Below are 21,720 nucleotides of genomic sequence, written 5' to 3'. Positions count from 1 at the left end.
GAACTGGCTAGTCATAGGAGGTGTAACGAATGCCTAAAGTGAAAAAAGATCTGGAATCCCATAGCAACAAACTGCACGTGAAAAAGGATGATACTGTTATCGTCATCAGCGGTAAAGACAAAGGCAAAAAAGGCCGTGTCATCGCAGCGTACCCTCGTGAAAATCGTGTTTTGGTTGAAGGTGTGAACATGATCAAGAAGCACCAGAAGCCAAACCAAATGAACCCACAAGGCGGTATCATCGAGAAGGAAGCTCCGATCCATGTATCGAACGTTATGCACGTTGATCCGAAGAGCGGAAAAGTAACCCGTATCGGTTACAAAGTACTGGACAACGGTAAAAAAGTTCGCGTAGCAAAAAGATCCGGAGAAGTTATCGATAAATAAGACGGTTTAGAAAGGAGGTCCTTGAATCATGGCAGCAAGAATGAAAGAACGTTTTTTGAACGAAGTAACTCCTGCTCTGATGCAGAAGTTTAGCTATAAGACAGTAATGCAAGTACCAAAAATCGAGAAGGTTGTCGTCAACATGGGTGTAGGTGACGCTGTAGCTAACTCGAAAGTGCTTGATTCCGCTGTGAACGACATGCAGCTGATTGCTGGTCAAAAACCGGTTATCACCCGTGCGAAGAAATCCATCGCGGGATTCAAACTGCGTGAGAACATGCCTATCGGTGTGAAGGTAACACTACGCGGTGAGCGTATGTACTACTTCCTCGACAAGCTGTTCAACGTTACACTTCCACGTGTACGTGACTTTCAAGGCGTGTCCACGAAAGCATTTGACGGACGCGGTAACTATACGCTCGGTCTGAAAGAGCAACTCATTTTCCCTGAAATTGAGTATGACAAAGTGGATAAAGTTCGCGGTATGGACATCGTTATCGTAACGACTGCTAAAACCGACGAAGAATCCCGTGAACTGCTTGCTCAACTGGGCATGCCTTTCGCGAAATAAGACGGTTGTCCTTTTCTCCGAAACTATTTAGGAGGTGTCAGGCTAAGTGGCAAAAACTTCGATGAAAGTTAAACAACAACGTACACCGAAATATAAAGTACGGGCATATACCCGTTGTGAACGTTGTGGTCGCCCACATTCGGTACTGCAGAAGTTTAAAATTTGCAGAATTTGTTTCCGTGAATTAGCTTATAAAGGCCAGATTCCTGGCGTGAAAAAAGCAAGCTGGTAAGAAGTTTATAAACGGGAAGGAGGTTTATCCTACATGACTATGTCCGATCCAATTGCAGATATGCTAACTCGTATTCGTAACGCGAACACGGTTCGCCACGAAACAGTAGAAATGCCTGCTTCGACGATTAAAAAACAAATCGCTGACATTTTGAAGCGTGAAGGCTTCATCCGTGATGCAGAGTTTGTGGAAGACAATAAACAAGGGATCATTCGTGTATTCCTGAAATATGGTTCCAACAACGAACGTGTAATCACAGGTCTGAAAAGAATCAGCAAACCAGGTCTTCGCGTTTACACGAAGAGCAACGAAGTACCTCGCGTACTTGGTGGTTTGGGTATTGCGATCATCTCCACGTCTAAGGGAGTTATGACCGACAAAGAAGCTCGTCAATCCAAAGCTGGCGGAGAAGTTCTCTGCTACGTATGGTAATCAACGTCACAAGATAGGAGGTGTAATGAATGTCCCGTATTGGTCGTAAACCAATTGCTATTCCTAACGGTGTGGAAGTCACACTGGATAACACTGTAATCACTGTAAAAGGACCTAAAGGTACCTTGACTCGTGAACTGCATAAAGACATGCAAATTACAGTAGAAAACAACGAGATCAATGTTGTTCGTCCTTCCGACAACAAAACACATCGCTCTCTTCACGGCACGACCCGCAGCGTTGTCTCAAATATGGTCAACGGTGTAACTGAAGGATTCTCGAAAAACCTTGAGTTGGTAGGTGTCGGGTACCGTGCAAGCAAAACCGGAGATAAAATCGTTCTGAACGTGGGTTACTCCCACCCAGTTGAAATTACACCGGAAGCTGGTATCGAATTCGAAGTGCCAACAAACACAAAAATCACCGTTCGCGGTATCGATAAAGAGCGCGTAGGTGCATACGCAGCTAAGATCCGTTCCGTACGTGAGCCTGAGCCATACAAAGGTAAAGGTATTAAATACGAAGGTGAACGCATTATCCGTAAGGAAGGTAAAGCTGGTAAGAAGAAATAAGTTAGCTAACCGGGGTCTCACCTGGTGGATAACTTACTTCTTCTCCCATACTTACCCGATGCGTCTAAAAGCGAAGCTCTTAAGGCAAAACTGAAGGGAGGAAATGGAAACATGATCACGAAACAAGACAAGAACAAAGCTCGTCTGAAAAGACACCTGCGTGTCCGTAAGAAAATCCAAGGCACAGCAGAACGTCCACGTCTGAACGTGTTCCGTTCTTCGAAACACATCTATGCTCAATTGATCGACGATGTGGCTGGCGTGACTTTGGCATCAGCTTCTACGTTGGATAAAGAATTGGCTACTGATATCAAGAACGGCGGAAGCGTTGAATCCGCTCGTAAAGTCGGCGAACTCGTTGCAAAACGTGCTGCAGACAAAGGTTACAAAGTGATCGTATTCGATCGCGGTGGATACTTGTATCATGGACGTATTCAAGCACTTGCAGAGGCAGCTCGCGAGGCAGGCCTTGAATTCTAAGATATTTTCAAAAGGAGGTAAACGACTTGCGTGTAGATCCTAACACTTTAGAACTGACTGAAAGAGTAGTAAACATTAACCGCGTTGCTAAAGTTGTAAAAGGCGGACGTCGCTTTAGCTTTAGCGCACTGGTAGTTGTCGGTGATGGCAAAGGTTGGGTAGGAGCAGGTATCGGTAAAGCAGGCGAAGTACCGGATGCAATCCGCAAAGGTATTGAAGATGCTAAGAAAAACCTGATTCACATTCCACTTGTTGGAACAACTATTCCTCACCTCGTAACAGGTCACTTCGGAGCAGGCCGAGTATTGTTGAAGCCGGCATCTGAAGGTACTGGAGTTATCGCTGGCGGACCGGTTCGTGCAGTACTTGAACTGGCTGGCGTAGGCGACATTTTGACAAAATCTCTAGGTTCTTCGAACTCCATGAACATGGTCAATGCGACTTTGGAGGGATTGTCCCGCCTGAAGCGTGTTGAAGATGTTGCCAAGCTTCGCGGCAAATCCGTCGAAGAGCTGTTGGGTTAAGGAGGGAATCTCATGGCTAAACTTGAAATCACCCTCGTACGCAGCGTGATTGGTCGTCCAGAGGATCAGCGTGCAACCGTGAAAACACTCGGACTTCGTAAACTCAACCATTCCGTGGTTCAAAGCGACAATGCTGCAATTCGCGGAATGATCAAGAAAGTAAATCACCTGGTTTCTGTTAAAGAAATCGAAGGTTAATCCCGGGCAACGTATTCCCGGACATATTAAGGAGGTGCAACGAACGATGAAGTTACATGAGCTGAGCCCAGCACCTGGATCCCGCAAAGAGCGCAAGCGCGTTGGACGCGGTACTAGTAGTGGTACGGGTAAAACATCGGGTCGCGGTCACAAAGGACAAAACTCTCGTTCCGGCGGTGGTGTACGTCCAGGCTTCGAAGGTGGACAGAACCCATTGTACCGTCGTCTTCCGAAGCGCGGTTTCGTAAACCCAACTCGGAAAGAGTACGCGATTGTGAACATCGAAGAACTTAACAGCTTTGCAGCAGGTACTGAAGTGACTCCAGAAGTTTTGGTTGAGAGCGGTATTGTTAACAATACAAAGAGCGGAATCAAAATTCTTGGCAACGGTGAAGTTACCGTTTCTTTGACTGTAAAAGCTAATAAGTTTTCTCAATCTGCGGTAGAGAAGATCGAGGCTGCCGGCGGTAAAACCGAGGTGATCTAATGTTTAAGACCCTGAAAAATATATGGCGTGTGGATGACCTTCGCAAGCGTATTTTGTTCACCTTATTCGTTCTGATCATCTTCCGTATTGGATCATTTGTTCCAGTTCCCGGCGTTAACAAAGATGTTTTTACCCAGACGAATCAGGCAGGCAATGAGTTGTTCGGTCTTCTTAACACGTTCTCGGGGGGCGCACTATCGCAGTTTTCGATCTTCGCCCTTTCGATATTTCCATATATTACTTCGTCCATTATCGTGCAGTTGTTGTCGATGGACGTCATTCCAAAGTTTGCGGAATGGAACAAACAAGGGGAACACGGGAAGAAGCAGTTGGCTCAGATTACTCGTTATGGTACGGTAATATTGGGATTGATTCAGGCGTTCGGTATGTCTGTCGGGTTTAACCGCCTGTATGGCATGGATATGGTGCCTGGAGCAACAACTATCGACTTTGTCGTGATCGCAATTGTGCTCACCGCAGGTACATCATTCTTGATGTGGCTCGGCGAACAGATTACGGAACGCGGAATCGGTAACGGTATTTCGATCATAATCTTTGGTGGTATCGCTGCTGGTATTCCAATGCACATTCGGACAACGATTGAATCGAATTTCATTCAGGATGGTCAAGTGTTTATGAACATTCTGAAGGGTGTTATCATCCTTCTGATTTTGATTTTGATCATTACCGGTGTTGTATTCATTCAGCAAGGTATCCGTAAAATTCCGGTTCAATACGCGAAGCGTGTTGTAGGAAACAAAATGTACGGCGGACAGAACACACACATTCCACTCAAGATTAACGGTGCAGGCGTTATCCCGGTAATCTTTGCGATGTCATTGCTGCAATTCCCGGTTATCCTAGCCAGCTTCTGGGCACACATGAATTGGGCGAAGTGGATTACGGCGAACCTGGCTTATGACAGCCCGCTTGGAATGGTACTGTATGTACTCATGATCATTGGTTTCACGTTCTTCTACACCTTCGTGCAGATGAATCCGAACCAAATGGCTGATAATATGAAGAAGAACGGCGGCTATGTTCCGGGCATTCGTCCTGGTAAAGCTACCGAGAAGTATCTGACTCGGGTTATGACCCGTCTGACCATGACAGGAGCGTTGTTCCTGGCCGTGATCTCCGTACTTCCGGTGTTCTTTGGATCACTTGCAGGTCTTCCTCGTACGGTTCAGATCGGTGGTACTTCACTCTTGATCGTCGTCGGTGTTGCACTGGATACGATGAAGCAGATCGAAAGCCAACTGATCAAACGTCACTACAAAGGTTTTATCAATAAATAGGCGATAGGTTCCGGCGAGTGGTCTGTATCGCTTCCCGGCGCCTATTGTGTTGTTCTTGCTAGTCAATCAAGGGGAGGGAGTGACGTAAGGTGAACATCTTATTCATGGGTCCTCCTGGGGCAGGAAAAGGGACGCAAGCAGAAAACATCGTGAATGAATTCGGTATTCCTCATATTTCAACGGGCGATGCATTTCGTCTCGCGATCAAACAAGGAACTCCCATCGGGATTAAAGCGAAGGAATTCATGGATCAAGGTCTGCTGGTACCGGATGACGTAACGATTGGTATTGTGGAAGAGCGTCTGCAGCAGTCCGATTGCGAAAAAGGTTTTTTATTGGACGGTTTTCCAAGAACCCTTTCGCAAGCGGAAGCGCTGGATGACATTCTCGCCCGCTTGAATACTGGTCTCGATCACGTCATCAACCTGAAAGTTGATCGGGAAAAGCTTCTGGCTCGCCTTACTGGCCGCCGGATTTGCAAAAACTGTGGTTCGACTTATCATGTGATCTTTAATCCTCCTAAACAGGAAGGCATTTGTGATAAATGCGGCGGCGAATTGTACCAGCGCTCCGATGATAACGAAGAGAGCGTCGGCATTCGTTTAGACGAATATATCAACAAAACAGCACCACTCCTCACGTTTTATGAGAACAAAGGTCTTTTGCGTCAAATCGATGGTGATCAGGAAATCGACGCGGTTTCATCACAAATTGCGTCTATACTGAGAGGTTAAGTATAATGATCATTTGTAAATCCGAAACGGAACTGAGCTTGATGAGAGAAGCAGGAAGGATCGTGGCAGAATGCCACAAACTCCTTGCCGCTCATGTAGAACCGGGCATTACGACCGGGGAACTTGACCATATGGCCGACAAGTTCATTCGAAGCCAAGGCGCTGTGCCATCTTTTAAAGGCTACAACGGATTTCCTTCCAGCATTTGCGCATCAGTCAACGAAGAATTGGTGCATGGATTTCCAGGCAAACGCAAATTAATCGAGGGTGATATCGTTACGTTTGATATCGGTGCACAGTACCAGGGTTACCATGGTGACTCGGCATGGACCTACGCGGTAGGAGAGATTTCCGAAGAGGCCCAGCGTCTGCTGGACGTAACGGAAGGATCGCTCTATGCTGGACTTGCGCTAATCAAACCCGATGTCCGCTTGTTTACAATCTCTCATGCCATACAGCGTCATATCGAGGATGCAGGTTTCTCTGTCGTCCGGGAGTACGTTGGTCATGGTGTGGGTACCGAACTGCATGAGGATCCGCAAATTCCGAACTATGGCATCCCTGACCGTGGACCAAGACTCAAACCGGGCATGGTGCTCGCGATCGAGCCGATGGTCAACGCGGGTAAGCGAAATGTCAAGACGCTGGAAGACAACTGGACGGTTGTAACGGTAGACGGCTCACTATGTGCTCACTTCGAGCATACAGTAGCAGTCACGCCGGATGGCATGGAAATTTTGACGAAGCTGCCGGAATAGGGTGATGAAATTGAATAATGAACTCACGCTTCAACCCGGTCAGATTGTTAAGATACTGAAAGGCAGAGATGCCGGACAGTATGCCGTTATCGTTTCGATTGAGGACAGCAGGTTCGTGTGGATCGCGGATGGGGACAAACGCAAGTTTGACGGGGCCAAGAAGAAGAACGTTCTTCATCTTGAACCTCAATCCTACATTAGCAGTGAAGTGGTAAACAGTTTGCAAGAAAGCGGTCGGGTTACAAACGGTAAACTGCGTTTCGCACTGGACCGGTTTGTATCCGATAAATCCAAAGCAGATCAGAAAGGAGACTAACTGTGGCTAAAGAAGATGTCATTGAAGTCGAAGGAACGGTCATTGAGCCGTTGCCGAATGCTACCTTTAAAGTCGAGCTGGAGAATGGTCATCAGATTCTCGCTCATGTTTCCGGAAAGTTGCGGATGCACTTTATCCGTATCCTTACAGGAGACAAAGTGGTTGTACAACTCTCGCCGTATGATTTGACCAAAGGTCGTATCACGTACCGTAAATAGATTTAAGGTTCCCCTGGGGAATCAAGGAAAGCTGCGAAGCGGTTTTACTGACGTAAAACTCAGCAGCGGTAACAAACTACTTTAGTTTCGAAGCTGGTTTTACAACGTAAAACTTGGAGGAGGTAATTAGCATGAAGGTAAGACCTTCTGTAAAGCCTATTTGCGAAAAATGCAAAGTCATTCGCCGCAAAGGGAACGTAATGGTTATCTGTGAAAATCCGAAACACAAACAAAAACAAGGTTAAAGAAGGGGGTGTAGCGTAAAATGGCTCGTATAGCTGGTGTGGATTTACCACGTGACAAACGCGTTGAGATCGCCTTGACTTACATTTTCGGAATCGGTAAAACGACTTCCCAGAAAGTATTGAAAGAAACTGGAATCAATGCAGACACTCGTGTCCGTGATTTGACAGAAGATGAAGTCAGTAAATTGCGCGAAACGATCGACGGTATGGTTAAGGTAGAAGGTGACCTGCGTCGTGAAATTTCCTTAAATATTAAACGTCTCACGGAGATCGGCTGCTACCGCGGTATTCGTCACCGTCGTGGATTGCCTGTTCGTGGTCAACGTACTAAAACGAATGCTCGTACACGTAAAGGTCCTCGTCGTACCGTAGCGAACAAGAAGAAATAAGAAAGGGGGATAATAGACAATGGCTAAACCAAAAAAAGTCGTACGTACTAAACGTCGTGACCGCAAAAATATTGAAAGTGGCGTGGCTCATATCCGCTCCACATTCAACAATACAATCGTAACGATTACGGATCCTCACGGAAACGCGATTTCTTGGGCAAGCTCCGGCGGCCTTGGATTTAAAGGTTCCCGTAAGTCGACCCCGTTCGCTGCGCAAATGGCTGCTGAATCAGCTGCCAAAGCGGCTATGGAACACGGTATGAAAGCGGTGGAAGTAATGGTTAAAGGTCCTGGTGCTGGTCGTGAAGCAGCAATTCGTTCTCTGCAAGCAGCAGGTCTCGAAGTAAACCTGATCAAAGACGTTACACCAATTCCACATAACGGATGCCGCCCACCAAAACGTCGTCGCGTATAATGAAGTCATCCTGTTAATGTGGTATAAATCCGTTGCAATCTGCTAATAATGGTTGTTTAGGCATACTACTACATGGATTACTGGATAAGATGACAGTTTCATATAGGAGCGACGTTTGAAGGAGGGGTACTTGCGTGATTGAAATCGAAAAGCCGAAAATTGAGACCGTTGATGTCAATGAAGATGGAACCTATGGGAAATTCGTAGTTGAGCCTCTGGAGAGAGGGTATGGCACGACGCTGGGGAACTCGCTTCGCCGCATCTTGTTATCCTCACTACCGGGCGCAGCAGTCACATCGATTCAAATCGATGGCGTACTGCATGAATTTTCCACGATTCCGGGTGTCATGGAAGACGTGACCGAGGTCATCCTGAACCTGAAAGCTTTGTCTCTGAAAATTCATTCCGATGAAGAGAAAGTGTTCGAGATTGATGCGGAGGGTGAAGGGGTTGTTACTGCTGGTGACATCCGTGCGGATAGTGATGTGGAGATTCTGAATCCAGATCTTCATATTGCAACGCTCGGCCCTGGTGCAAGACTTCATATGCGTATTTTTGCCAGTCGCGGTCGTGGCTATGTCCAGGCGGATCGGAACAAACGCGATGACCAGCCTATCGGCGTCATTCCCGTCGATTCGATCTATACTCCGATTAGCCGTGTTAACTACGGCGTGGAAAATACGCGTGTTGGTCAAGTAACCAACTACGATAAACTGACGCTTGAAATTTGGACGGATGGCAGCATCCGCCCGGAAGAAGCTGTTAGTCTCGGCGCGAAAATCTTGACTGAGCATCTGTTCCTCTTCGTAGGTCTGACCGACGAAGCGAAGGATGCAGAGATCATGGTTGAGAAAGAAGAAGACAAGAAAGAAAAAGTACTTGAAATGACGATCGAAGAGCTGGATCTTTCCGTTCGTTCCTACAACTGCTTGAAACGTGCCGGCATTAATACGGTACAGGAGCTGACCACGAAAACCGAAGAGGATATGATGAAAGTTCGGAACCTCGGACGCAAATCCTTGGAGGAAGTTCAAGAGAAGCTTGAAGAGTTGGGCCTGGGACTTCGTACGGAAGAATAGCATAGATTCGGCTTAGCTTAGCAAAGGAGGGAAAAACACATGGCATACCAAAAGTTGGGCCGCGATTCCAGTGCGCGTAAAGCGTTGTTCCGTGACCTGGTAACCGACCTTTTCTTATATGAGCGCATTCAAACGACTGAAGCCAAGGCGAAAGAAGTTCGTTCGATCGCTGAGAAGTTGATCACAAAAGCAAAAAAAGGTGATCTTCACGCTCGTCGTCAAGTAGCTGCATTCGTGCGTCGTGAAACAGTAGACGGTGAACAAGATGCAATCCAAAAATTGTTCTCCGAAATCGCTCCTCGTTACTCCGAGCGTCCAGGCGGATACACTCGTATCCTGAAATTGGGTCCTCGTCGTGGTGACGCAGCTCCAATGGTTTACTTGGAACTGGTAGATCGCGCGTAAATTAGCTTTGTTCCATTGAAGTGACTGTAGTTATGTATGCCCGGCTCTGTAGATGTTTATTCTTAGAGCCATGAACGGGAAGTGGTGCGAGATATAGTCGATCATCTGGTTCGACTCGTCTCGACTACTCCATGGGCAATAATAACGGGGACCTTCTAGTCATGTGGCTGACTCGAAGGGTTCGGCTTAACATGATGAAAAGGAGCTCCTATGGGGCTCTTTTTTGATGGATATAGAATTATAAGTTATCAGTAAAATCCCCGATAGAGGTTTTCTTAAGATATCAGAAAGTATAAACTTCGAAGCTTGTGACTTCCTGTTATCGCAAGAAAAACTTCCGCTAAATGCGGTCTGTCATCTGTGAAAGTACGTCGATAGAAGTTTTTCTTATAATGTGTACAGGCTTTCGTTGGCGCAGTGTTTTTCGATGAAAGCACTCAGGAGGTCAGCAATGCGTAATCTTCTGATGAAGGTCAGTTACGACGGTACCGATTATAACGGCTTTCAGACCCAGCCCGGTGGCCACACGATTCAGGATTATTTGGAGGAAGCGATCCGCCGTTTGTCTGGTGAACAGCTCAAGATTACGGCTTCTGGCCGGACAGATGCTGGGGTGCATGCTCGTGCCCAAGTATTCAATTTCTACACTGCTTCTCCAATTCCCGTCGAGCGTTGGTGTATGGCATTAAACACCTGGCTGCCGGAAGATATCGTGGTTTCGGATGCGATGGAGGTACCCATGGAATTCCATTCCCGCCACGCAGCGAAACGCAAAACCTATCGTTTTACCATCAATGCAAACCAATATCCGGATCTATTCAACCGGCGGTACCAGATCCACCATCATGGGAAACTGGATATCGCAGCGATGGAGCAGGGACTTTCTCATCTGATCGGAACGCATGACTATACAACGTTTGCGTCACGGAAGTCGACGAAGCCGTCCCACGTTCGTACTATTTTTGATGCTTGGATCGAGAAGGACACGTCCATGTGCCGTCCGGGTACGAGAGATCAAGGAGTCATTCATACGTACGTATCAGGGAACGGGTTTCTGCAGCATATGGTTCGGATCATTATGGGGACGTTGATTGAGGTAGGGGAAGGCAAGCGCCATCCGGATGACATGTTGGTCATACTGGAAGCCAAAAACCGGGCAGCAGCCGGTCCAACAGCCATGGGCAAGGGCCTGATGTTATGGGAAGTGGAGTATGATATCACCGGAAACGATTAATCTCAATGACCGTTGATATCAGACCACGGAAAGGGCTATCACAACAAAAAGAAGAAATTCCTTATGGCTGTGATAGGCGGCTTGTTTGAATAACACGCATGGTGTAAGGTGGAAAACCAAAAAACACTTGCGGATGTGGGCGTAATCCTGTATTATATAAGTTGTGTTTTCTTAACGGCTCTCCCACAGCCCCGGTTAAGAAAATGCCGAATGCAAGACTGCAATAACATGACAATGCTTTAAACATGAACGAAGATAAATAATGAAAATTAATGATGATTTTCGGACGAATACAAGGAGGAACTATACATGCGTACCACCTATATGGCGAAGCCAAATGAAGTTGAGCGCAAATGGTACATCGTTGATGCCGAAGGCAAGACGCTTGGCCGTTTGGCAAGTGAAGTTGCGGCTCTGATCCGCGGCAAACATAAGCCTCAATTCACTCCACATGTTGACACAGGGGATTTCGTGGTTGTTATCAACTCCGAGAAAATCCACCTCACTGGCAAAAAGATGGAGAACAAAAAATACTATCGTCACTCCATGCATCCAGGTGGATTGAAAGTAACTACAGCTCAAGACCTGATTGCGAAATTCCCAGAGCGTGTAATCGAAAGCGCGGTTCACGGCATGCTTCCTAAAACTCGCATGGGCGAGAAAATGAAGCTGAGACTGAAAGCATATGCAGGCACAGCACATCCACATGAAGCACAAAAACCAGAAGTTTACGAACTTCGCGGTTAATTAAAAAGGAGGACAGTTTCATGGCACAAGTACAATACTATGGGACAGGTCGTCGTAAACACTCGGTAGCACGTGTACGCCTCGTACCGGGTGAAGGACGCATTGTCATCAATAAACGTGATATTAATGAATATTTCGGTTTGGAAACACTCAAACTGATCGTTAAACAACCTTTGAATCTGACAGAAACACTGGGCAAATATGACGTGCTTGTCATCGCTCACGGTGGCGGTATCTCCGGTCAAGCTGGAGCAATCCGTCACGGTATCTCCCGTGCTCTTCTGAAAGCAGATCCAGAATTCCGTCCTTCTCTGAAAAGAGCTGGATTCCTGACTCGTGACCCACGTATGAAAGAACGTAAAAAATACGGTCTTAAAGCGGCTCGTCGCGCTCCTCAGTTCTCCAAACGTTAATATTTACGATTTACCAAGCCCTTGGCCATTATGGTCAAGGGCTTTTTTATGCTATCCGAACGTAGTTTGTCCACAAAGATATGCACATCATTGACAACACATGTGGAATTCGGTCGCCACAATTGAACAGGTTGTGCACACCATGTGCACAACCTGCGGATAGAAGGATGAACATATGGATGAACTTACATCGTTAACCACTTGACTTCATATGTAAATAGAGATATATTATTAATTGCGAATTAATTAACAACTTAAATAATTAATATTTAAACATTAATTAAATAAGTAATTTTCGGAGCACAGAAGCAGAGAAGGGGGGATATGGTTGGATCGCAATGAAGAGATTTTCAAGGTGTCGTCGATGTTCCGGGCACTGCTGAAGAACATTTCTCAAGAGTGGAACAAGTCGAGTGCCGGGAAATACAATTTAAGCTTTCCTCAATTTCAGGTGCTGTATGTATTAAAGCTGAGGGGGCCTCTGAAGGTATCGGAGCTTGCCGAAGCTTTGTCTTTGACACCGCCGGCTATAACTGGTCTAACAGACAAATTGGTTGCGGAAGGATACTTACAGAAAGAGCGTGCTGAGGATGACCGGAGAGTTGTCAACATTACACTCTTGGAACCGGGTCTGGATGTAATTAGGAAAGTGAAGAAGGATCAGAAGGAAATGATTCAGGGTTTTTTTAATATCCTCGCTGAGGAAGACATTCGGCATTTGAGAAGAATCTTCTCCTTGATGCTGTCAAACCTAGATAAAGACAATCACAACAAAGGGTAGAGGTGGAGCATATAGCATGGAGCATTTAACGCTTAAACGTAAAGTTTCAATTATGATAGCAATCATGGCTGCGATGTTCTTCGCAGCCATTAACCAGACGATAACGAGCACCGCAATGCCGCGGATTATCGCCATTCTGGATGGCATGGATTATTACACATGGACCATCAATATTTATTTGTTAACATCAACGATCGCAACCATACTGGTAGGTAAGCTGTCCGACATGTTCGGACGTAAGCCGTTTATTTTGATAGGTATATTATTTTTCATGTTAGGGGCTTTCCTAACGGGTACATCAACAGACGTGTACCAATTCATTATTTATCGTGGTATTCAAGGTATTGGTGCCGGTATTATTCAGTCAACCGCATTTATGTCGGTCGGTGACTTGTTCCCACCGCGGGAACGTGGCAAGTGGATGGGGCTGATGACAGCGGTATTCGGTTTCTCCAGTGTCCTTGGTCCTACGCTGGGCGGCTACCTGGTCGATAATATCGAATGGCGTTGGTTATTCTGGATCTTCCTGCCGCTGGGTGTAGTAGCCTTTATCATGATCTGGACGTTATTTCCCAAGGTCGAGCGCAAACCTGGTCAGTCCATTGACTATCTGGGTTCCCTGTTCCTTACAACGTCTATCGTTCCTTTACTGCTCGCCTTCTCTTGGGCAGGTACGGAATATCCTTGGGGATCACCGCAAATTATCGGCCTCATAGCGGCTTCGGTCGTATCAGCCCTCATCTTTATCCTTGTTGAGATGAAAGCGAAGGAACCGGTACTGCCGCTTAGTTTGTTCAAAAATAGTGTCGTTACAGTTTCCAATCTGATTGGATTTTTTATGAACTTCGGTCTGATGGGCGCCATGATTTATATTTCCTTCTACGTTCAAGGTGTACTTGGCATTTCACCAACCTATGCGGGATATGTAACTATACCTATGTCGATTTTCATGATGGGTACGAGTGCCGTAGCAGGTCAGCTTATTGCTAAGAGTGGTAAGTATAAACGTTACGCACTTCTTGGAGTTCCAATTATGATGGTCGGCATGGGAATTATGGTGTTCATGGACAACATCTGGCTCACTGTGGTTAGTACCATTATTTTCGGTATTGGTCTTGGTTTAGGTATGCCTGTATTTTCGCTGGCTACGCAGAATGCGGTACCCCACAATGAGCTTGGTGTAGCAACGGCTTCATCCCAATTGTTCCGTAATCTTGGCGGTACAATCGGGATCGCGGTTATGGGTACGGTTATGTCGAATAACCTGACGAAGAACCTGAAGGAATCTCTTCAGTCGGCTAATGCACCGGATTTTAGCGCTGTGGATCCGCAGCTAGCCCAGAAGATGCTCTCCTTCGCTAATCCACAGACACTGATGAATAAACCGCTGATCGAGCAGACGCAGGCAAGTCTTCCTGCTGATGTACAGCCTTTATTCGTGCAAATGATCGACAGTATCCGCGATGCACTTGGAAATACATTATCGATGGTGTTTCTCACAGGCACGTTAGTGCTCGTCGTTGCATTGCTGCTCGTATTCTTCTTGAAGGAGATTCCGCTGCGGACGTCGAATCAGACACCTGCTCCCAAACCCGAGGATTCGGAAGGGAAAAGTGCCGGAGCTGCTACTAAAGTTAAAGAGGTATCGGTGGCAACAACAGACTAAGATTGGTATTTGTCAAAATGTTTGGAAATCGAAGAGACAGAAGACCCTTTCTGCTTATGCAGGAAGGGTTTTTTCGTTTTTCATGGTATCGATTTGATGGTTGACATTTATTAGGAATGTTTTATACTGTATTTAATTCATATTATTTCAGTAGGATTATCGGGATTAATATCGGGGGAGGCATCCAATCATGAATTTGCTGGAGAAAGAGGAATTGATCCGAGTGCAAGCAGAAGAGCTTGAGCATGCATCAGCTGAGGAAGTCATCGCATTTGCGATCAAGACATTTCCCAATATAACGTTTGCTTGCAGCTTTGGAGCAGAAGATGTGGTATTGGTGGATATGATTCAAAAGATTAGCCCGTCGACGGATATTTTTTACCTGGATACCGATTTTCATTTCACAGAAACATACGAAACGCGGGATCGTATGGCCGAACGTTACGGCCTGGAATTCGTGCGGGTCTCTCCGCTCATTACGCCGGAAGAGCAAGCGGCTCAGCATGGTGAAGCATTATGGAGCGTCAACCCCACTGAGTGCTGCAACATCCGAAAGGTAGAACCATTGACTCGGATTCTGTCTCAATATGAGGCTTGGATTACAGGGATACGAAGAGATCAAGCGCCTACCCGAGCTAATTCGAAGAAGATTGAGTACGATACCAAGTTCGGGTTGGTGAAGTTCAATCCGATCGCAGGCTGGACTAGCGAGGATGTGTGGAACTACATCCGAGCTAACGATATCATCTACAACCCGCTGCATGATCAGAATTATCCGAGTATTGGCTGCGAATATTGCACACGACAGGTGATGCCAGGAGAAGATCCACGTGCTGGACGCTGGTCAGGCCATGAGAAGACGGAATGCGGACTTCATAAATAAACCAATCATGATTGACTTAAGATCGTACAGTTACAGCATAAGAAGGAGGAATTATTCATGACAGCCATACTCCCTCATGGCGGCACGCTGGTACAGCGGGTAGCCCAAGGAGCAGAGCGTGAAGATTTATTGAAACAGGTCGACACTCTTCATAAGATCCCTGTAAACGCTTGGAGCATCTCGGACCTGGATTTGATCGGGGTCGGGGCATTTTCGCCATTGCAAGGATTTTTGAACGAGCAGGATTACAAGTCTGTGGTTTCCTCTATGCGTTTATCGGACGGTACGGTCTGGAGCATACCGGTTACACTGGCTGTTGATGAGTTTACAGCGGCTAAACTTGTCGTCGGCGAGAAGGCGGCACTTGTAGGCGAAGAAGATGGTGTCGTCTATGGCGTTATCGATGTAGAGAGCGTCTACCAGGTGGATCAGCAAGTCGAGGCTGTTCAAGTATTTAAGACGGATGATCCGGAGCATCCAGGCGTGAAGAAGCTCTTTGAACGTCCTTCGACCTATGTAGGCGGACCGATCCAAGTACTGAATCGTCCACAACCGGAACGGTTTGGCGAGTTTTATTTTGATCCGGCAGAGACTCGCGAACAGTTCAAAGCCAAGGGCTGGAATACGGTTGTAGGCTTTCAGACACGTAATCCGGTTCACCGTGCACATGAATATATTCAGAAGAGTGCAATGGAAATCGTAGATGCACTGTTCCTCAATCCGCTTGTAGGAGAGACCAAATCGGATGACGTTCCTGCCAATGTGCGAATGAAGAGCTATCTGATCTTGTTGGAGAACTACTATCCCGCCGATCGCACCTTCCTGGGCGTATTTCCGGCTGCCATGCGTTACGCGGGTCCTAGGGAAGCCATATTCCATGCCATGGTTCGTAAAAACTATGGATGCACCCATTTTATCGTGGGGCGGGATCACGCAGGAGTCGGTGACTACTACGGCACCTATGAGGCACAGGAAATTTTTAAAAATTTCACTGCAGAAGAGTTGGGTATTACCCCGCTGTTCTTCGAGCACAGCTTCTTCTGCACCACTTGTGGAAACATGGCCTCAAGCAAAACATGCCCGCATCCTAAGGAAGATCATTTGACTTTATCCGGTACGAAGGTCCGTGGCTTGCTTCGCGAAGGGCAGTGTCCGCCGCCGGAATTTACGCGCCCGGAAGTCGCGCAAGTACTGATCGAAGGGATGAAAGAGCAGATTACGGTATAACCAAGGCATAATTAGCCACCTTGTCCCATATGATGGAGTAGAACAACTCATGGGACGAGGTGGTTTTGTTATGTCCAGGCGGAGAACGGATAAGGTTACGTTGTGGATATCGTTGAAGAGAATTAAGCAGACCCTGATTGGAGCTGTGCTTCTGGCACTGCTCATTATCGTTGTGACATACGAAATCCCCTCTGCCAAAACGTCGAATACCTGGAGTTTACCGCTTGCCGGTAAAGTCATTGCCCTTGATGCAGGACATGGCGGGCCAGATGGCGGGGCGGTAAGCCGACAAGGTGTTATAGAGAAGGATGTAAACCTGGCCATCACCTTGTATTTGCGTGATTATTTGCAGCAGGCAGGTGCGCTCGTCATTATGACAAGAGAAGGAGATTACGACCTGGCTGCAGAAAGCACAAAGGGGTATTCCAAGCGGAAAACGGAAGACCTCAAACAACGTGTACGGATGATCGAGGATAGTAAAGCGGATCTGTTTATCAGCATGCATCTGAACAGTATTCCATCTAATCGATGGAGAGGGGCGCAGACCTTTTTTCCTCCGAATAACGGGGAGAGTAAAAAACTCGCCGAATTGATTCAGGCTGAAATCAGACATAACCTGGAGAATACGCAGCGTCTGGCCAAAACGGATGACAAAGTATTTTTGCTTCAAGCCCTACGCATGCCATCTGCACTGGTAGAGGTCGGTTTCTTGTCCCATCCCGAGGAATCCGAATTGCTGCGTGATGAGAAGTATCAAAGAAAGGTCGCAGCTTCCGTATATAATGGCATTTTGCGGTATACCTCCGGAGAGTCCGCCAGCGAGTCGTCACAAGCTGCAGAGTAATGGTATAATGGACAGGAAATATCGAAACATTGTCTATTCCATTACATAGAGCAGAGGTGCTTATATGCTGACTAGAGAAACGGTACAAGAGATACTCCAGCCTTTACGCGATCCCGAAACCGGGAAGAGCCTGATGGAGCTCCAGCGTATTCGAGATATTGTTGTAAAGGAACGCACGGTCCGATTATCCGTGACGTACAGTAGTGAAGATGTACGCGCTTCCCTGGAAGCGCAGATCAGAGAAATTCTTGAAGCTATGGGGGCGGAGGATATCCATATCCGCATGCGTCCTCTAGACAATGCCGTTAGCGGAGCAGCCCAGGAGGAAGCTAACGATCGCGAGAAGCTGACAAAAGGGCATGCTGCCGGCATGGAGCAGAATACGCTTCTTAGCGAGCAGTCCGGCGTTCATTTCATTGCGATTGCAAGCGGCAAAGGCGGCGTCGGTAAATCCACTGTTACAGTGAATCTAGCTGCAGCTTTGGCACGCCAAGGCAAGAAGGTCGGTTTGATTGACGCGGATATTTACGGCTTCAGCGTACCGGACATGATGGGCATTGAAGAGGGGCCATCCGTAAGCGAAGAGGGCGTCATCCATCCGGTTGAGCGTTTTGGTGTCAAGGTAATGTCCATGGGCTTCTTCATCCGCGAGAATAGTCCGGTGATTTGGCGCGGACCGATGCTTGGCAAAATGCTGCGTCAATTCTTCACGGATGTCGCTTGGGGGGATCTGGACTACATGCTGCTTGACCTCCCGCCAGGAACAGGCGATGTAGCTCTTGACGTGCATCAGATGATTCCTCAGAGTAAAGAGATCATTGTAACCACCCCGCATGCTACGGCGGCTTTTGTTGCTGCCAGAGCGGGTGCCATGGCCTTGCAGACCGATCATGAAATCTTGGGCGTCGTGGAGAATATGTCCTATTATGTCTGCTCCCATGGCGGGGAGAAGGATTATGTATTTGGTCGTGGAGGCGGAGGGAAGCTCGCCGAGACGCTTCATACCGAGCTCCTCGCGCAGCTTCCATTAGGAGCGCCGGATAACCACCCTTCAGAGCCGGATTTCTCCCCATCTGTGTATAAGGCAGGTACCGAGAGCGCAGGGATCTACGATGAGATAGCTGCAAGAATTGCAGCCAAGCTTGGGGAATCCGTTTAGACGAGGTCCATATATTATGAAAGAAGCTCCCTGTGTAGGGAGCTTGTTTTGTTTGTGAAAAATGGCCTAGCTGCCACTGCCTTCTTCATTACCGCCACCGCCGTCGCCACCGCCGCCACCGTCACCACCACCGCCTTGCTCTTCTTGTCCTTTTCCCTCGCCTTGTTTTTTCTTCTCCACTTTAGGCTGAAGTTCGTCTTTCACAACCGTTTTGAGCAGTTCCATTACCTCCATGCGGAAAAGCGGATTCTGCATAGCTTCCTGCATCACGGTCATGGACTGTTTGCGATAGTCCGGGGTATTGGTCAATTCAAGAAACGATTTCATTACATCGGGAGACTTTAACATATCCTGAATCGATTTTTGATACGTCGGGTCCTTGATGAGCTGCATATGCAGCTGCTTGCTCTCGGAATTGATGGCTTTGGCAAAATCACCAGCGAATTTCGGATCGGTCATAATCTTTTCAATTTCTTTTTTATACTCCTCCGACACCAGTGTATCCTTAACAGCCACCCGAATTTGATCCCCTGATTGGGCGGACATCATCCGCATCCCCATCGAGCCGCCACCACCGGAGGAACCGGATCCGCTGCTAATCGCTTCCTCTACCGCTTTTTTACCTTCGTCGGTTTTCAGAATGTCGACCACCATGGATTTGATTTCTTTATATCCGAGCTGCGGGGACGAGCTTTGTTCTGTACCACATGCGGTAAGCATCACGGCAGCAACGAAGACGATAATACATAAACGAAATAACGGCCATTTCATTACCGTTGTCCTCCTTTTTTCAAAATCATTGAATTTATAAGTTTTCAGCGAAGCCGAACAAATTCGATAATCGTAAAAAAAACATCCTCTGCATGCGGGTTTGTCTTATGTGAAAGTACGCCGACAGATGTTTTTCTTACGTTTCTTCGCATAGTATGTGATGGATTTGCAGAAATATGTCGGATTCAGAATGGTTTTTTATTGTGAACGTTGGTAAAATAATGATCTGTGGGGGTGGAAGTTAGTTGAGCTTACGAAAGTGGTCTAAATTGTTTTTGAAAACGCTGCTCGTTGGGGCAGTGGCGGCATTAATCGTAGGTCTGATCCTACAGTTGTTTAATGGCGCGATCGAATTCACGGGAATGGCCGATTTATTAATATACCCGCTGATTTTGTTGGGCTCTGGGGCACTGGTGAGCGTATATTCCCAGATGGGCTTTTTTGCATACCTGACTTTGAATTATATGGGGATAGGCATATTCCGCAGGAAGACTTGGCAATACATTCAGATTGTGTTGGCCGTTCTTGCCTTGCTGGAGCTGATGTTCTTCCGTACCTTTGTGGGCGGATCCACTAGCTTGCAGCAAGATTTGATTTTGGGTATTTCCATTTTGGTGATTGCCGTTGTTGTTGCTTATCTCAAAGTGAAGAGTACAAATGCTAATGCATGGATTCCTACCCTCTTCTTTATGATGGCGATTTCCATTGTGGAGATTATCGGTGTACTGCAAATTGGAGTCAGCAATGCCACAATCTTTATGGTGGTACCATTGCTGATCTGTAATGCATACCAAATTCTGACGCTTCATAAAGTTACACAAGACGAAAAAAAGAGCTAACACCTTAGCTCTTTTTTTGTTAAGCATTATTCAATTACAGGGCTCTATAGTCCGCCGGCATCCTCGATGCTCTTTTGCAATGATGCGTGATCACGAACCTCAGTGCCTTGGGTGCTGCCCTGTTGAAGCAGATCGGTTACCGTAACGAACTCATACCCTTTATTACGAAGTTCCTTGATGATGAGAGGGAGTGCTTCATGGGTTTGTTTCACAGAGTCACTGGCGTGCATTAGCACGATGTCTCCCGGATGCGCTTTGGAGACGACGCGGTCCACAATTTTGTCGACGCCGATATTCTTCCAATCCCTGGAGTCGGTATCCCACTGGATCACCGTGTAGTTAAGACTTTGGGCTATACCGAGCACTCTTTTGTCAAAATCCCCGTTAGGCATCCGTATTAATTTGGGTTCTTGTCCGGTCATTGCGGTTAAAATAGTATGTGCCGAAGAAATCTGCTTGCGTATTTCCTCATCGGTGAGTGTGCTGTAATTATCGTGCTTGAAGCCATGGCTCCCGATTTCATACCCGTTTTCTTTAATGGCATTCACAATATCGGGATGGGTTTTGCTCCATGGGGCAGACAGGAAGAAGGTTGCTTTTTGAACTCCATTGTCTTTTAAAGCCTGTAAAATAGGCTCTGCGCGTTTTTCGCCCCAGCTGATGTCAAATGTTAGCGCGATTTGTTTCTTGTCCGTAGACACGCTGTAAATCGCTGACGGGTTGTTCTCGGAGAAGACCGAGATGTTGTCACTCTCCACATAAATAACGCCGATTGCAAAGATCGCCGCGGCAAGGACAAAGAAAAACCGCTTAATCTTTCTGCCGTTGAATACATAAAAAGAATTCATAATACGTGCGCCCCTCTCCCTTCAGTGTGCAATAGCTTGTTTACTTTCAACATATGCTCGTACTTGCGAGTTATACCAATTTAGGAGGTTCTCGAATGTTACGTTTTAGCATTTTTCTCAGAGATTTAATATCCATCCGGAAGGCATTGCTCTTGGCAACGGTCTTATTTATAGCCGGAATCGTGGCGGGAGCAAGCTCAGAGGGTTTCGAGCAATTCCTTCTAGGTCAGCTTCAAGGATTAGGGGAGATTAGCCAGCAGCTCGGTTCCTCCGATCATCCGGAATGGAGCTTCTTTGTCTTTATCTTTCTTAACAACAGCATTAAGAGTGTGTTGGTCATGTTCTCAGGTTTGCTGCTTGGTGTGATACCGTTCTTCTTCTTGATCATCAATGGTATGGTGATTGGTTTCTTAGTGAAAGTCGTGGGGGAGAGCGGAGAGAGTCTGTTTGATCTGATTGTGAAAGGGCTGCTGCCTCACGGGATCATCGAGATCCCGGTCATAGTGATTGCTTGCGGATATGGTCTTGCTTTTGGCGGGCTGGTATTGAGAAGTGTCACGGCGACGGGC

32 protein-coding genes (1 of these 32 cut by a window edge) are annotated in these 21,720 nt (G+C 46.9%); 30 read left to right on the top strand and 2 right to left on the bottom strand.

Going from position 1 to position 21,720, the window contains the following annotated elements; translation table 11 throughout:
* Window positions 1–29: 29 nt before the first annotated feature.
* The 28 genes from rplX (at window position 30) to MKY48_RS30110 (ending at window position 18,693) form a co-directional block, all read left to right on the top strand.
* Window positions 30–386: a 50S ribosomal protein L24 gene (gene rplX, locus MKY48_RS30245; RefSeq protein WP_076326222.1), complete on the top strand. Its 357-nt coding sequence runs from the start codon at window positions 30–32 to the stop codon at window positions 384–386.
* Between the two features lie 28 nt (window positions 387–414).
* Window positions 415–957 (top strand): 50S ribosomal protein L5, encoded by a 543-nt coding sequence (gene rplE, locus MKY48_RS30240; RefSeq protein WP_076326221.1) that lies wholly within the window; start codon window positions 415–417, stop codon window positions 955–957.
* A 46-nt stretch (window positions 958–1,003) separates the two neighbouring features.
* Window positions 1,004–1,189: a type Z 30S ribosomal protein S14 gene (locus MKY48_RS30235; protein WP_074961883.1), complete on the top strand. Its 186-nt coding sequence runs from the start codon at window positions 1,004–1,006 to the stop codon at window positions 1,187–1,189.
* 33 nt (window positions 1,190–1,222) lie between these two features.
* On the top strand, window positions 1,223–1,621 hold the full coding sequence (gene rpsH, locus MKY48_RS30230; RefSeq protein ID WP_006212908.1) for a 30S ribosomal protein S8: 399 nt from the start codon (window positions 1,223–1,225) through the stop codon (window positions 1,619–1,621).
* A 29-nt stretch (window positions 1,622–1,650) separates the two neighbouring features.
* Window positions 1,651–2,193: a 50S ribosomal protein L6 gene (gene rplF, locus MKY48_RS30225; RefSeq protein WP_076326220.1), complete on the top strand. Its 543-nt coding sequence runs from the start codon at window positions 1,651–1,653 to the stop codon at window positions 2,191–2,193.
* Window positions 2,194–2,304: 111 nt separating this feature from the next.
* The gene (rplR, locus tag MKY48_RS30220; RefSeq protein ID WP_076326219.1) at window positions 2,305–2,673 is read left to right on the top strand and encodes a 50S ribosomal protein L18; all 369 of its coding nucleotides are present in this window, start codon (window positions 2,305–2,307) and stop codon (window positions 2,671–2,673) included.
* A gap of 26 nt (window positions 2,674–2,699) precedes the next feature.
* Window positions 2,700–3,197: a 30S ribosomal protein S5 gene (rpsE, locus tag MKY48_RS30215; RefSeq protein ID WP_009589212.1), complete on the top strand. Its 498-nt coding sequence runs from the start codon at window positions 2,700–2,702 to the stop codon at window positions 3,195–3,197.
* Window positions 3,198–3,209: 12 nt separating this feature from the next.
* The gene (gene rpmD / locus MKY48_RS30210) at window positions 3,210–3,395 is read left to right on the top strand and encodes a 50S ribosomal protein L30 (RefSeq protein ID WP_076326218.1); all 186 of its coding nucleotides are present in this window, start codon (window positions 3,210–3,212) and stop codon (window positions 3,393–3,395) included.
* 46 nt (window positions 3,396–3,441) lie between these two features.
* Entirely contained in the window at window positions 3,442–3,882 is a 441-nt protein-coding gene (rplO, locus tag MKY48_RS30205; RefSeq protein ID WP_006212903.1) for a 50S ribosomal protein L15, read from the top strand.
* On the top strand, window positions 3,882–5,180 hold the full coding sequence (gene secY, locus MKY48_RS30200) for a preprotein translocase subunit SecY (RefSeq protein ID WP_076326217.1): 1,299 nt from the start codon (window positions 3,882–3,884) through the stop codon (window positions 5,178–5,180). The genes rplO and secY overlap by 1 nt, the downstream gene beginning before the upstream one ends.
* Before the next feature lie 89 nt (window positions 5,181–5,269).
* Window positions 5,270–5,914 carry an adenylate kinase gene (locus tag MKY48_RS30195; RefSeq protein WP_009589204.1) on the top strand — a complete coding sequence of 215 codons (645 nt, stop codon included), beginning with the start codon at window positions 5,270–5,272 and terminating at the stop codon, window positions 5,912–5,914.
* 5 nt (window positions 5,915–5,919) lie between these two features.
* Window positions 5,920–6,672 (top strand): type I methionyl aminopeptidase, encoded by a 753-nt coding sequence (gene map / locus MKY48_RS30190; RefSeq protein ID WP_339291809.1) that lies wholly within the window; start codon window positions 5,920–5,922, stop codon window positions 6,670–6,672.
* A gap of 4 nt (window positions 6,673–6,676) precedes the next feature.
* Entirely contained in the window at window positions 6,677–6,988 is a 312-nt protein-coding gene (locus tag MKY48_RS30185; RefSeq protein ID WP_339268310.1) for a KOW domain-containing RNA-binding protein, read from the top strand.
* 2 nt (window positions 6,989–6,990) lie between these two features.
* On the top strand, window positions 6,991–7,206 hold the full coding sequence (gene infA / locus MKY48_RS30180; protein ID WP_006212898.1) for a translation initiation factor IF-1: 216 nt from the start codon (window positions 6,991–6,993) through the stop codon (window positions 7,204–7,206).
* 131 nt (window positions 7,207–7,337) lie between these two features.
* The gene (rpmJ, locus tag MKY48_RS30175; protein ID WP_003333770.1) at window positions 7,338–7,451 is read left to right on the top strand and encodes a 50S ribosomal protein L36; all 114 of its coding nucleotides are present in this window, start codon (window positions 7,338–7,340) and stop codon (window positions 7,449–7,451) included.
* Between the two features lie 20 nt (window positions 7,452–7,471).
* Entirely contained in the window at window positions 7,472–7,840 is a 369-nt protein-coding gene (gene rpsM / locus MKY48_RS30170) for a 30S ribosomal protein S13 (RefSeq protein ID WP_006212897.1), read from the top strand.
* Window positions 7,841–7,859: 19 nt separating this feature from the next.
* Window positions 7,860–8,255 (top strand): 30S ribosomal protein S11, encoded by a 396-nt coding sequence (gene rpsK, locus MKY48_RS30165; protein ID WP_006212896.1) that lies wholly within the window; start codon window positions 7,860–7,862, stop codon window positions 8,253–8,255.
* 134 nt (window positions 8,256–8,389) lie between these two features.
* On the top strand, window positions 8,390–9,334 hold the full coding sequence (locus tag MKY48_RS30160; RefSeq protein WP_071221012.1) for a DNA-directed RNA polymerase subunit alpha: 945 nt from the start codon (window positions 8,390–8,392) through the stop codon (window positions 9,332–9,334).
* A gap of 39 nt (window positions 9,335–9,373) precedes the next feature.
* Complete coding sequence (gene rplQ, locus MKY48_RS30155; protein ID WP_071221011.1) at window positions 9,374–9,739, top strand: 50S ribosomal protein L17; 366 nt, start codon at window positions 9,374–9,376, stop codon at window positions 9,737–9,739.
* 451 nt (window positions 9,740–10,190) lie between these two features.
* Window positions 10,191–10,973, top strand: coding sequence for a tRNA pseudouridine(38-40) synthase TruA (gene truA, locus MKY48_RS30150; RefSeq protein ID WP_339268307.1), 783 nt, complete (start codon window positions 10,191–10,193; stop codon window positions 10,971–10,973).
* 309 nt (window positions 10,974–11,282) lie between these two features.
* Window positions 11,283–11,720 (top strand): 50S ribosomal protein L13, encoded by a 438-nt coding sequence (gene rplM, locus MKY48_RS30145; protein ID WP_076326214.1) that lies wholly within the window; start codon window positions 11,283–11,285, stop codon window positions 11,718–11,720.
* Window positions 11,721–11,740: 20 nt separating this feature from the next.
* A complete protein-coding gene (rpsI, locus tag MKY48_RS30140; protein ID WP_006212891.1) occupies window positions 11,741–12,133 on the top strand; it encodes a 30S ribosomal protein S9 in 393 nt (130 codons plus the stop codon).
* 328 nt (window positions 12,134–12,461) lie between these two features.
* Window positions 12,462–12,914: a MarR family transcriptional regulator gene (locus MKY48_RS30135; RefSeq protein ID WP_076326213.1), complete on the top strand. Its 453-nt coding sequence runs from the start codon at window positions 12,462–12,464 to the stop codon at window positions 12,912–12,914.
* A gap of 16 nt (window positions 12,915–12,930) precedes the next feature.
* Window positions 12,931–14,580, top strand: coding sequence for an MDR family MFS transporter (locus MKY48_RS30130; RefSeq protein WP_339268305.1), 1,650 nt, complete (start codon window positions 12,931–12,933; stop codon window positions 14,578–14,580).
* Between the two features lie 190 nt (window positions 14,581–14,770).
* A complete protein-coding gene (locus MKY48_RS30125; RefSeq protein WP_339268303.1) occupies window positions 14,771–15,463 on the top strand; it encodes a phosphoadenylyl-sulfate reductase in 693 nt (230 codons plus the stop codon).
* A gap of 57 nt (window positions 15,464–15,520) precedes the next feature.
* Window positions 15,521–16,690, top strand: coding sequence for a sulfate adenylyltransferase (gene sat, locus MKY48_RS30120; RefSeq protein WP_339268301.1), 1,170 nt, complete (start codon window positions 15,521–15,523; stop codon window positions 16,688–16,690).
* Between the two features lie 70 nt (window positions 16,691–16,760).
* Window positions 16,761–17,534 (top strand): N-acetylmuramoyl-L-alanine amidase CwlD, encoded by a 774-nt coding sequence (gene cwlD / locus MKY48_RS30115; protein ID WP_339268299.1) that lies wholly within the window; start codon window positions 16,761–16,763, stop codon window positions 17,532–17,534.
* 64 nt (window positions 17,535–17,598) lie between these two features.
* Entirely contained in the window at window positions 17,599–18,693 is a 1,095-nt protein-coding gene (locus MKY48_RS30110) for an Mrp/NBP35 family ATP-binding protein (RefSeq protein WP_339268297.1), read from the top strand.
* 66 nt (window positions 18,694–18,759) lie between these two features.
* On the opposite strand, the gene gerD is transcribed toward MKY48_RS30110, so the two are convergent.
* Entirely contained in the window at window positions 18,760–19,464 is a 705-nt protein-coding gene (gene gerD, locus MKY48_RS30105; RefSeq protein WP_339268295.1) for a spore germination lipoprotein GerD, read from the bottom strand.
* A 245-nt stretch (window positions 19,465–19,709) separates the two neighbouring features.
* Here gerD and MKY48_RS30100 point away from each other — a divergent pair, with 245 nt between their 5' ends.
* A complete protein-coding gene (locus tag MKY48_RS30100; protein WP_076326206.1) occupies window positions 19,710–20,303 on the top strand; it encodes a KinB-signaling pathway activation protein in 594 nt (197 codons plus the stop codon).
* Window positions 20,304–20,347: 44 nt separating this feature from the next.
* Here the strand turns inward: MKY48_RS30100 and pdaB are convergent, their stop codons facing one another.
* Complete coding sequence (gene pdaB / locus MKY48_RS30095) at window positions 20,348–21,151, bottom strand: polysaccharide deacetylase family sporulation protein PdaB (protein WP_076326205.1); 804 nt, start codon at window positions 21,149–21,151, stop codon at window positions 20,348–20,350.
* A 95-nt stretch (window positions 21,152–21,246) separates the two neighbouring features.
* On the opposite strand from pdaB, the gene MKY48_RS30090 reads away from it, so the two are divergent.
* On the top strand, window positions 21,247–21,720 hold the 5' portion of the coding sequence (locus tag MKY48_RS30090) for a stage II sporulation protein M (RefSeq protein WP_339268294.1). It continues 135 nt past the right edge of the window; the window shows 474 of its 609 coding nt (coding positions 1–474); the start codon lies at window positions 21,247–21,249; its stop codon lies off the right edge, out of view.

Source organism: Paenibacillus sp. FSL W8-0187, assembly GCF_037969755.1.
GTDB lineage: Bacteria > Bacillota > Bacilli > Paenibacillales > Paenibacillaceae > Paenibacillus_AQ.
Note: the sequence above shows the minus strand (reverse complement) of the source record. Positions and strands in the feature narration are given on the sequence as shown.

Coding starts and splice junctions, on each gene's coding strand:
- rplX (WP_076326222.1), top strand. CDS start 30: ATGCCTAAAGTGAAAAAAGATCTGGAATCCCATAGCAACAAACTGCAC.
- rplE (WP_076326221.1), top strand. CDS start 415: ATGGCAGCAAGAATGAAAGAACGTTTTTTGAACGAAGTAACTCCTGCT.
- rpsH (WP_006212908.1), top strand. CDS start 1,223: ATGACTATGTCCGATCCAATTGCAGATATGCTAACTCGTATTCGTAAC.
- rplF (WP_076326220.1), top strand. CDS start 1,651: ATGTCCCGTATTGGTCGTAAACCAATTGCTATTCCTAACGGTGTGGAA.
- rplR (WP_076326219.1), top strand. CDS start 2,305: ATGATCACGAAACAAGACAAGAACAAAGCTCGTCTGAAAAGACACCTG.
- rpmD (WP_076326218.1), top strand. CDS start 3,210: ATGGCTAAACTTGAAATCACCCTCGTACGCAGCGTGATTGGTCGTCCA.
- rplO (WP_006212903.1), top strand. CDS start 3,442: ATGAAGTTACATGAGCTGAGCCCAGCACCTGGATCCCGCAAAGAGCGC.
- secY (WP_076326217.1), top strand. CDS start 3,882: ATGTTTAAGACCCTGAAAAATATATGGCGTGTGGATGACCTTCGCAAG.
- map (WP_339291809.1), top strand. CDS start 5,920: ATGATCATTTGTAAATCCGAAACGGAACTGAGCTTGATGAGAGAAGCA.
- MKY48_RS30185 (WP_339268310.1), top strand. CDS start 6,677: ATGAAATTGAATAATGAACTCACGCTTCAACCCGGTCAGATTGTTAAG.
- rpmJ (WP_003333770.1), top strand. CDS start 7,338: ATGAAGGTAAGACCTTCTGTAAAGCCTATTTGCGAAAAATGCAAAGTC.
- rpsM (WP_006212897.1), top strand. CDS start 7,472: ATGGCTCGTATAGCTGGTGTGGATTTACCACGTGACAAACGCGTTGAG.
- rpsK (WP_006212896.1), top strand. CDS start 7,860: ATGGCTAAACCAAAAAAAGTCGTACGTACTAAACGTCGTGACCGCAAA.
- rplQ (WP_071221011.1), top strand. CDS start 9,374: ATGGCATACCAAAAGTTGGGCCGCGATTCCAGTGCGCGTAAAGCGTTG.
- truA (WP_339268307.1), top strand. CDS start 10,191: ATGCGTAATCTTCTGATGAAGGTCAGTTACGACGGTACCGATTATAAC.
- rplM (WP_076326214.1), top strand. CDS start 11,283: ATGCGTACCACCTATATGGCGAAGCCAAATGAAGTTGAGCGCAAATGG.
- rpsI (WP_006212891.1), top strand. CDS start 11,741: ATGGCACAAGTACAATACTATGGGACAGGTCGTCGTAAACACTCGGTA.
- MKY48_RS30130 (WP_339268305.1), top strand. CDS start 12,931: ATGGAGCATTTAACGCTTAAACGTAAAGTTTCAATTATGATAGCAATC.
- MKY48_RS30125 (WP_339268303.1), top strand. CDS start 14,771: ATGAATTTGCTGGAGAAAGAGGAATTGATCCGAGTGCAAGCAGAAGAG.
- sat (WP_339268301.1), top strand. CDS start 15,521: ATGACAGCCATACTCCCTCATGGCGGCACGCTGGTACAGCGGGTAGCC.
- cwlD (WP_339268299.1), top strand. CDS start 16,761: ATGTCCAGGCGGAGAACGGATAAGGTTACGTTGTGGATATCGTTGAAG.
- MKY48_RS30110 (WP_339268297.1), top strand. CDS start 17,599: ATGCTGACTAGAGAAACGGTACAAGAGATACTCCAGCCTTTACGCGAT.
- gerD (WP_339268295.1), bottom strand. CDS start 19,464: ATGAAATGGCCGTTATTTCGTTTATGTATTATCGTCTTCGTTGCTGCC.
- pdaB (WP_076326205.1), bottom strand. CDS start 21,151: ATGAATTCTTTTTATGTATTCAACGGCAGAAAGATTAAGCGGTTTTTC.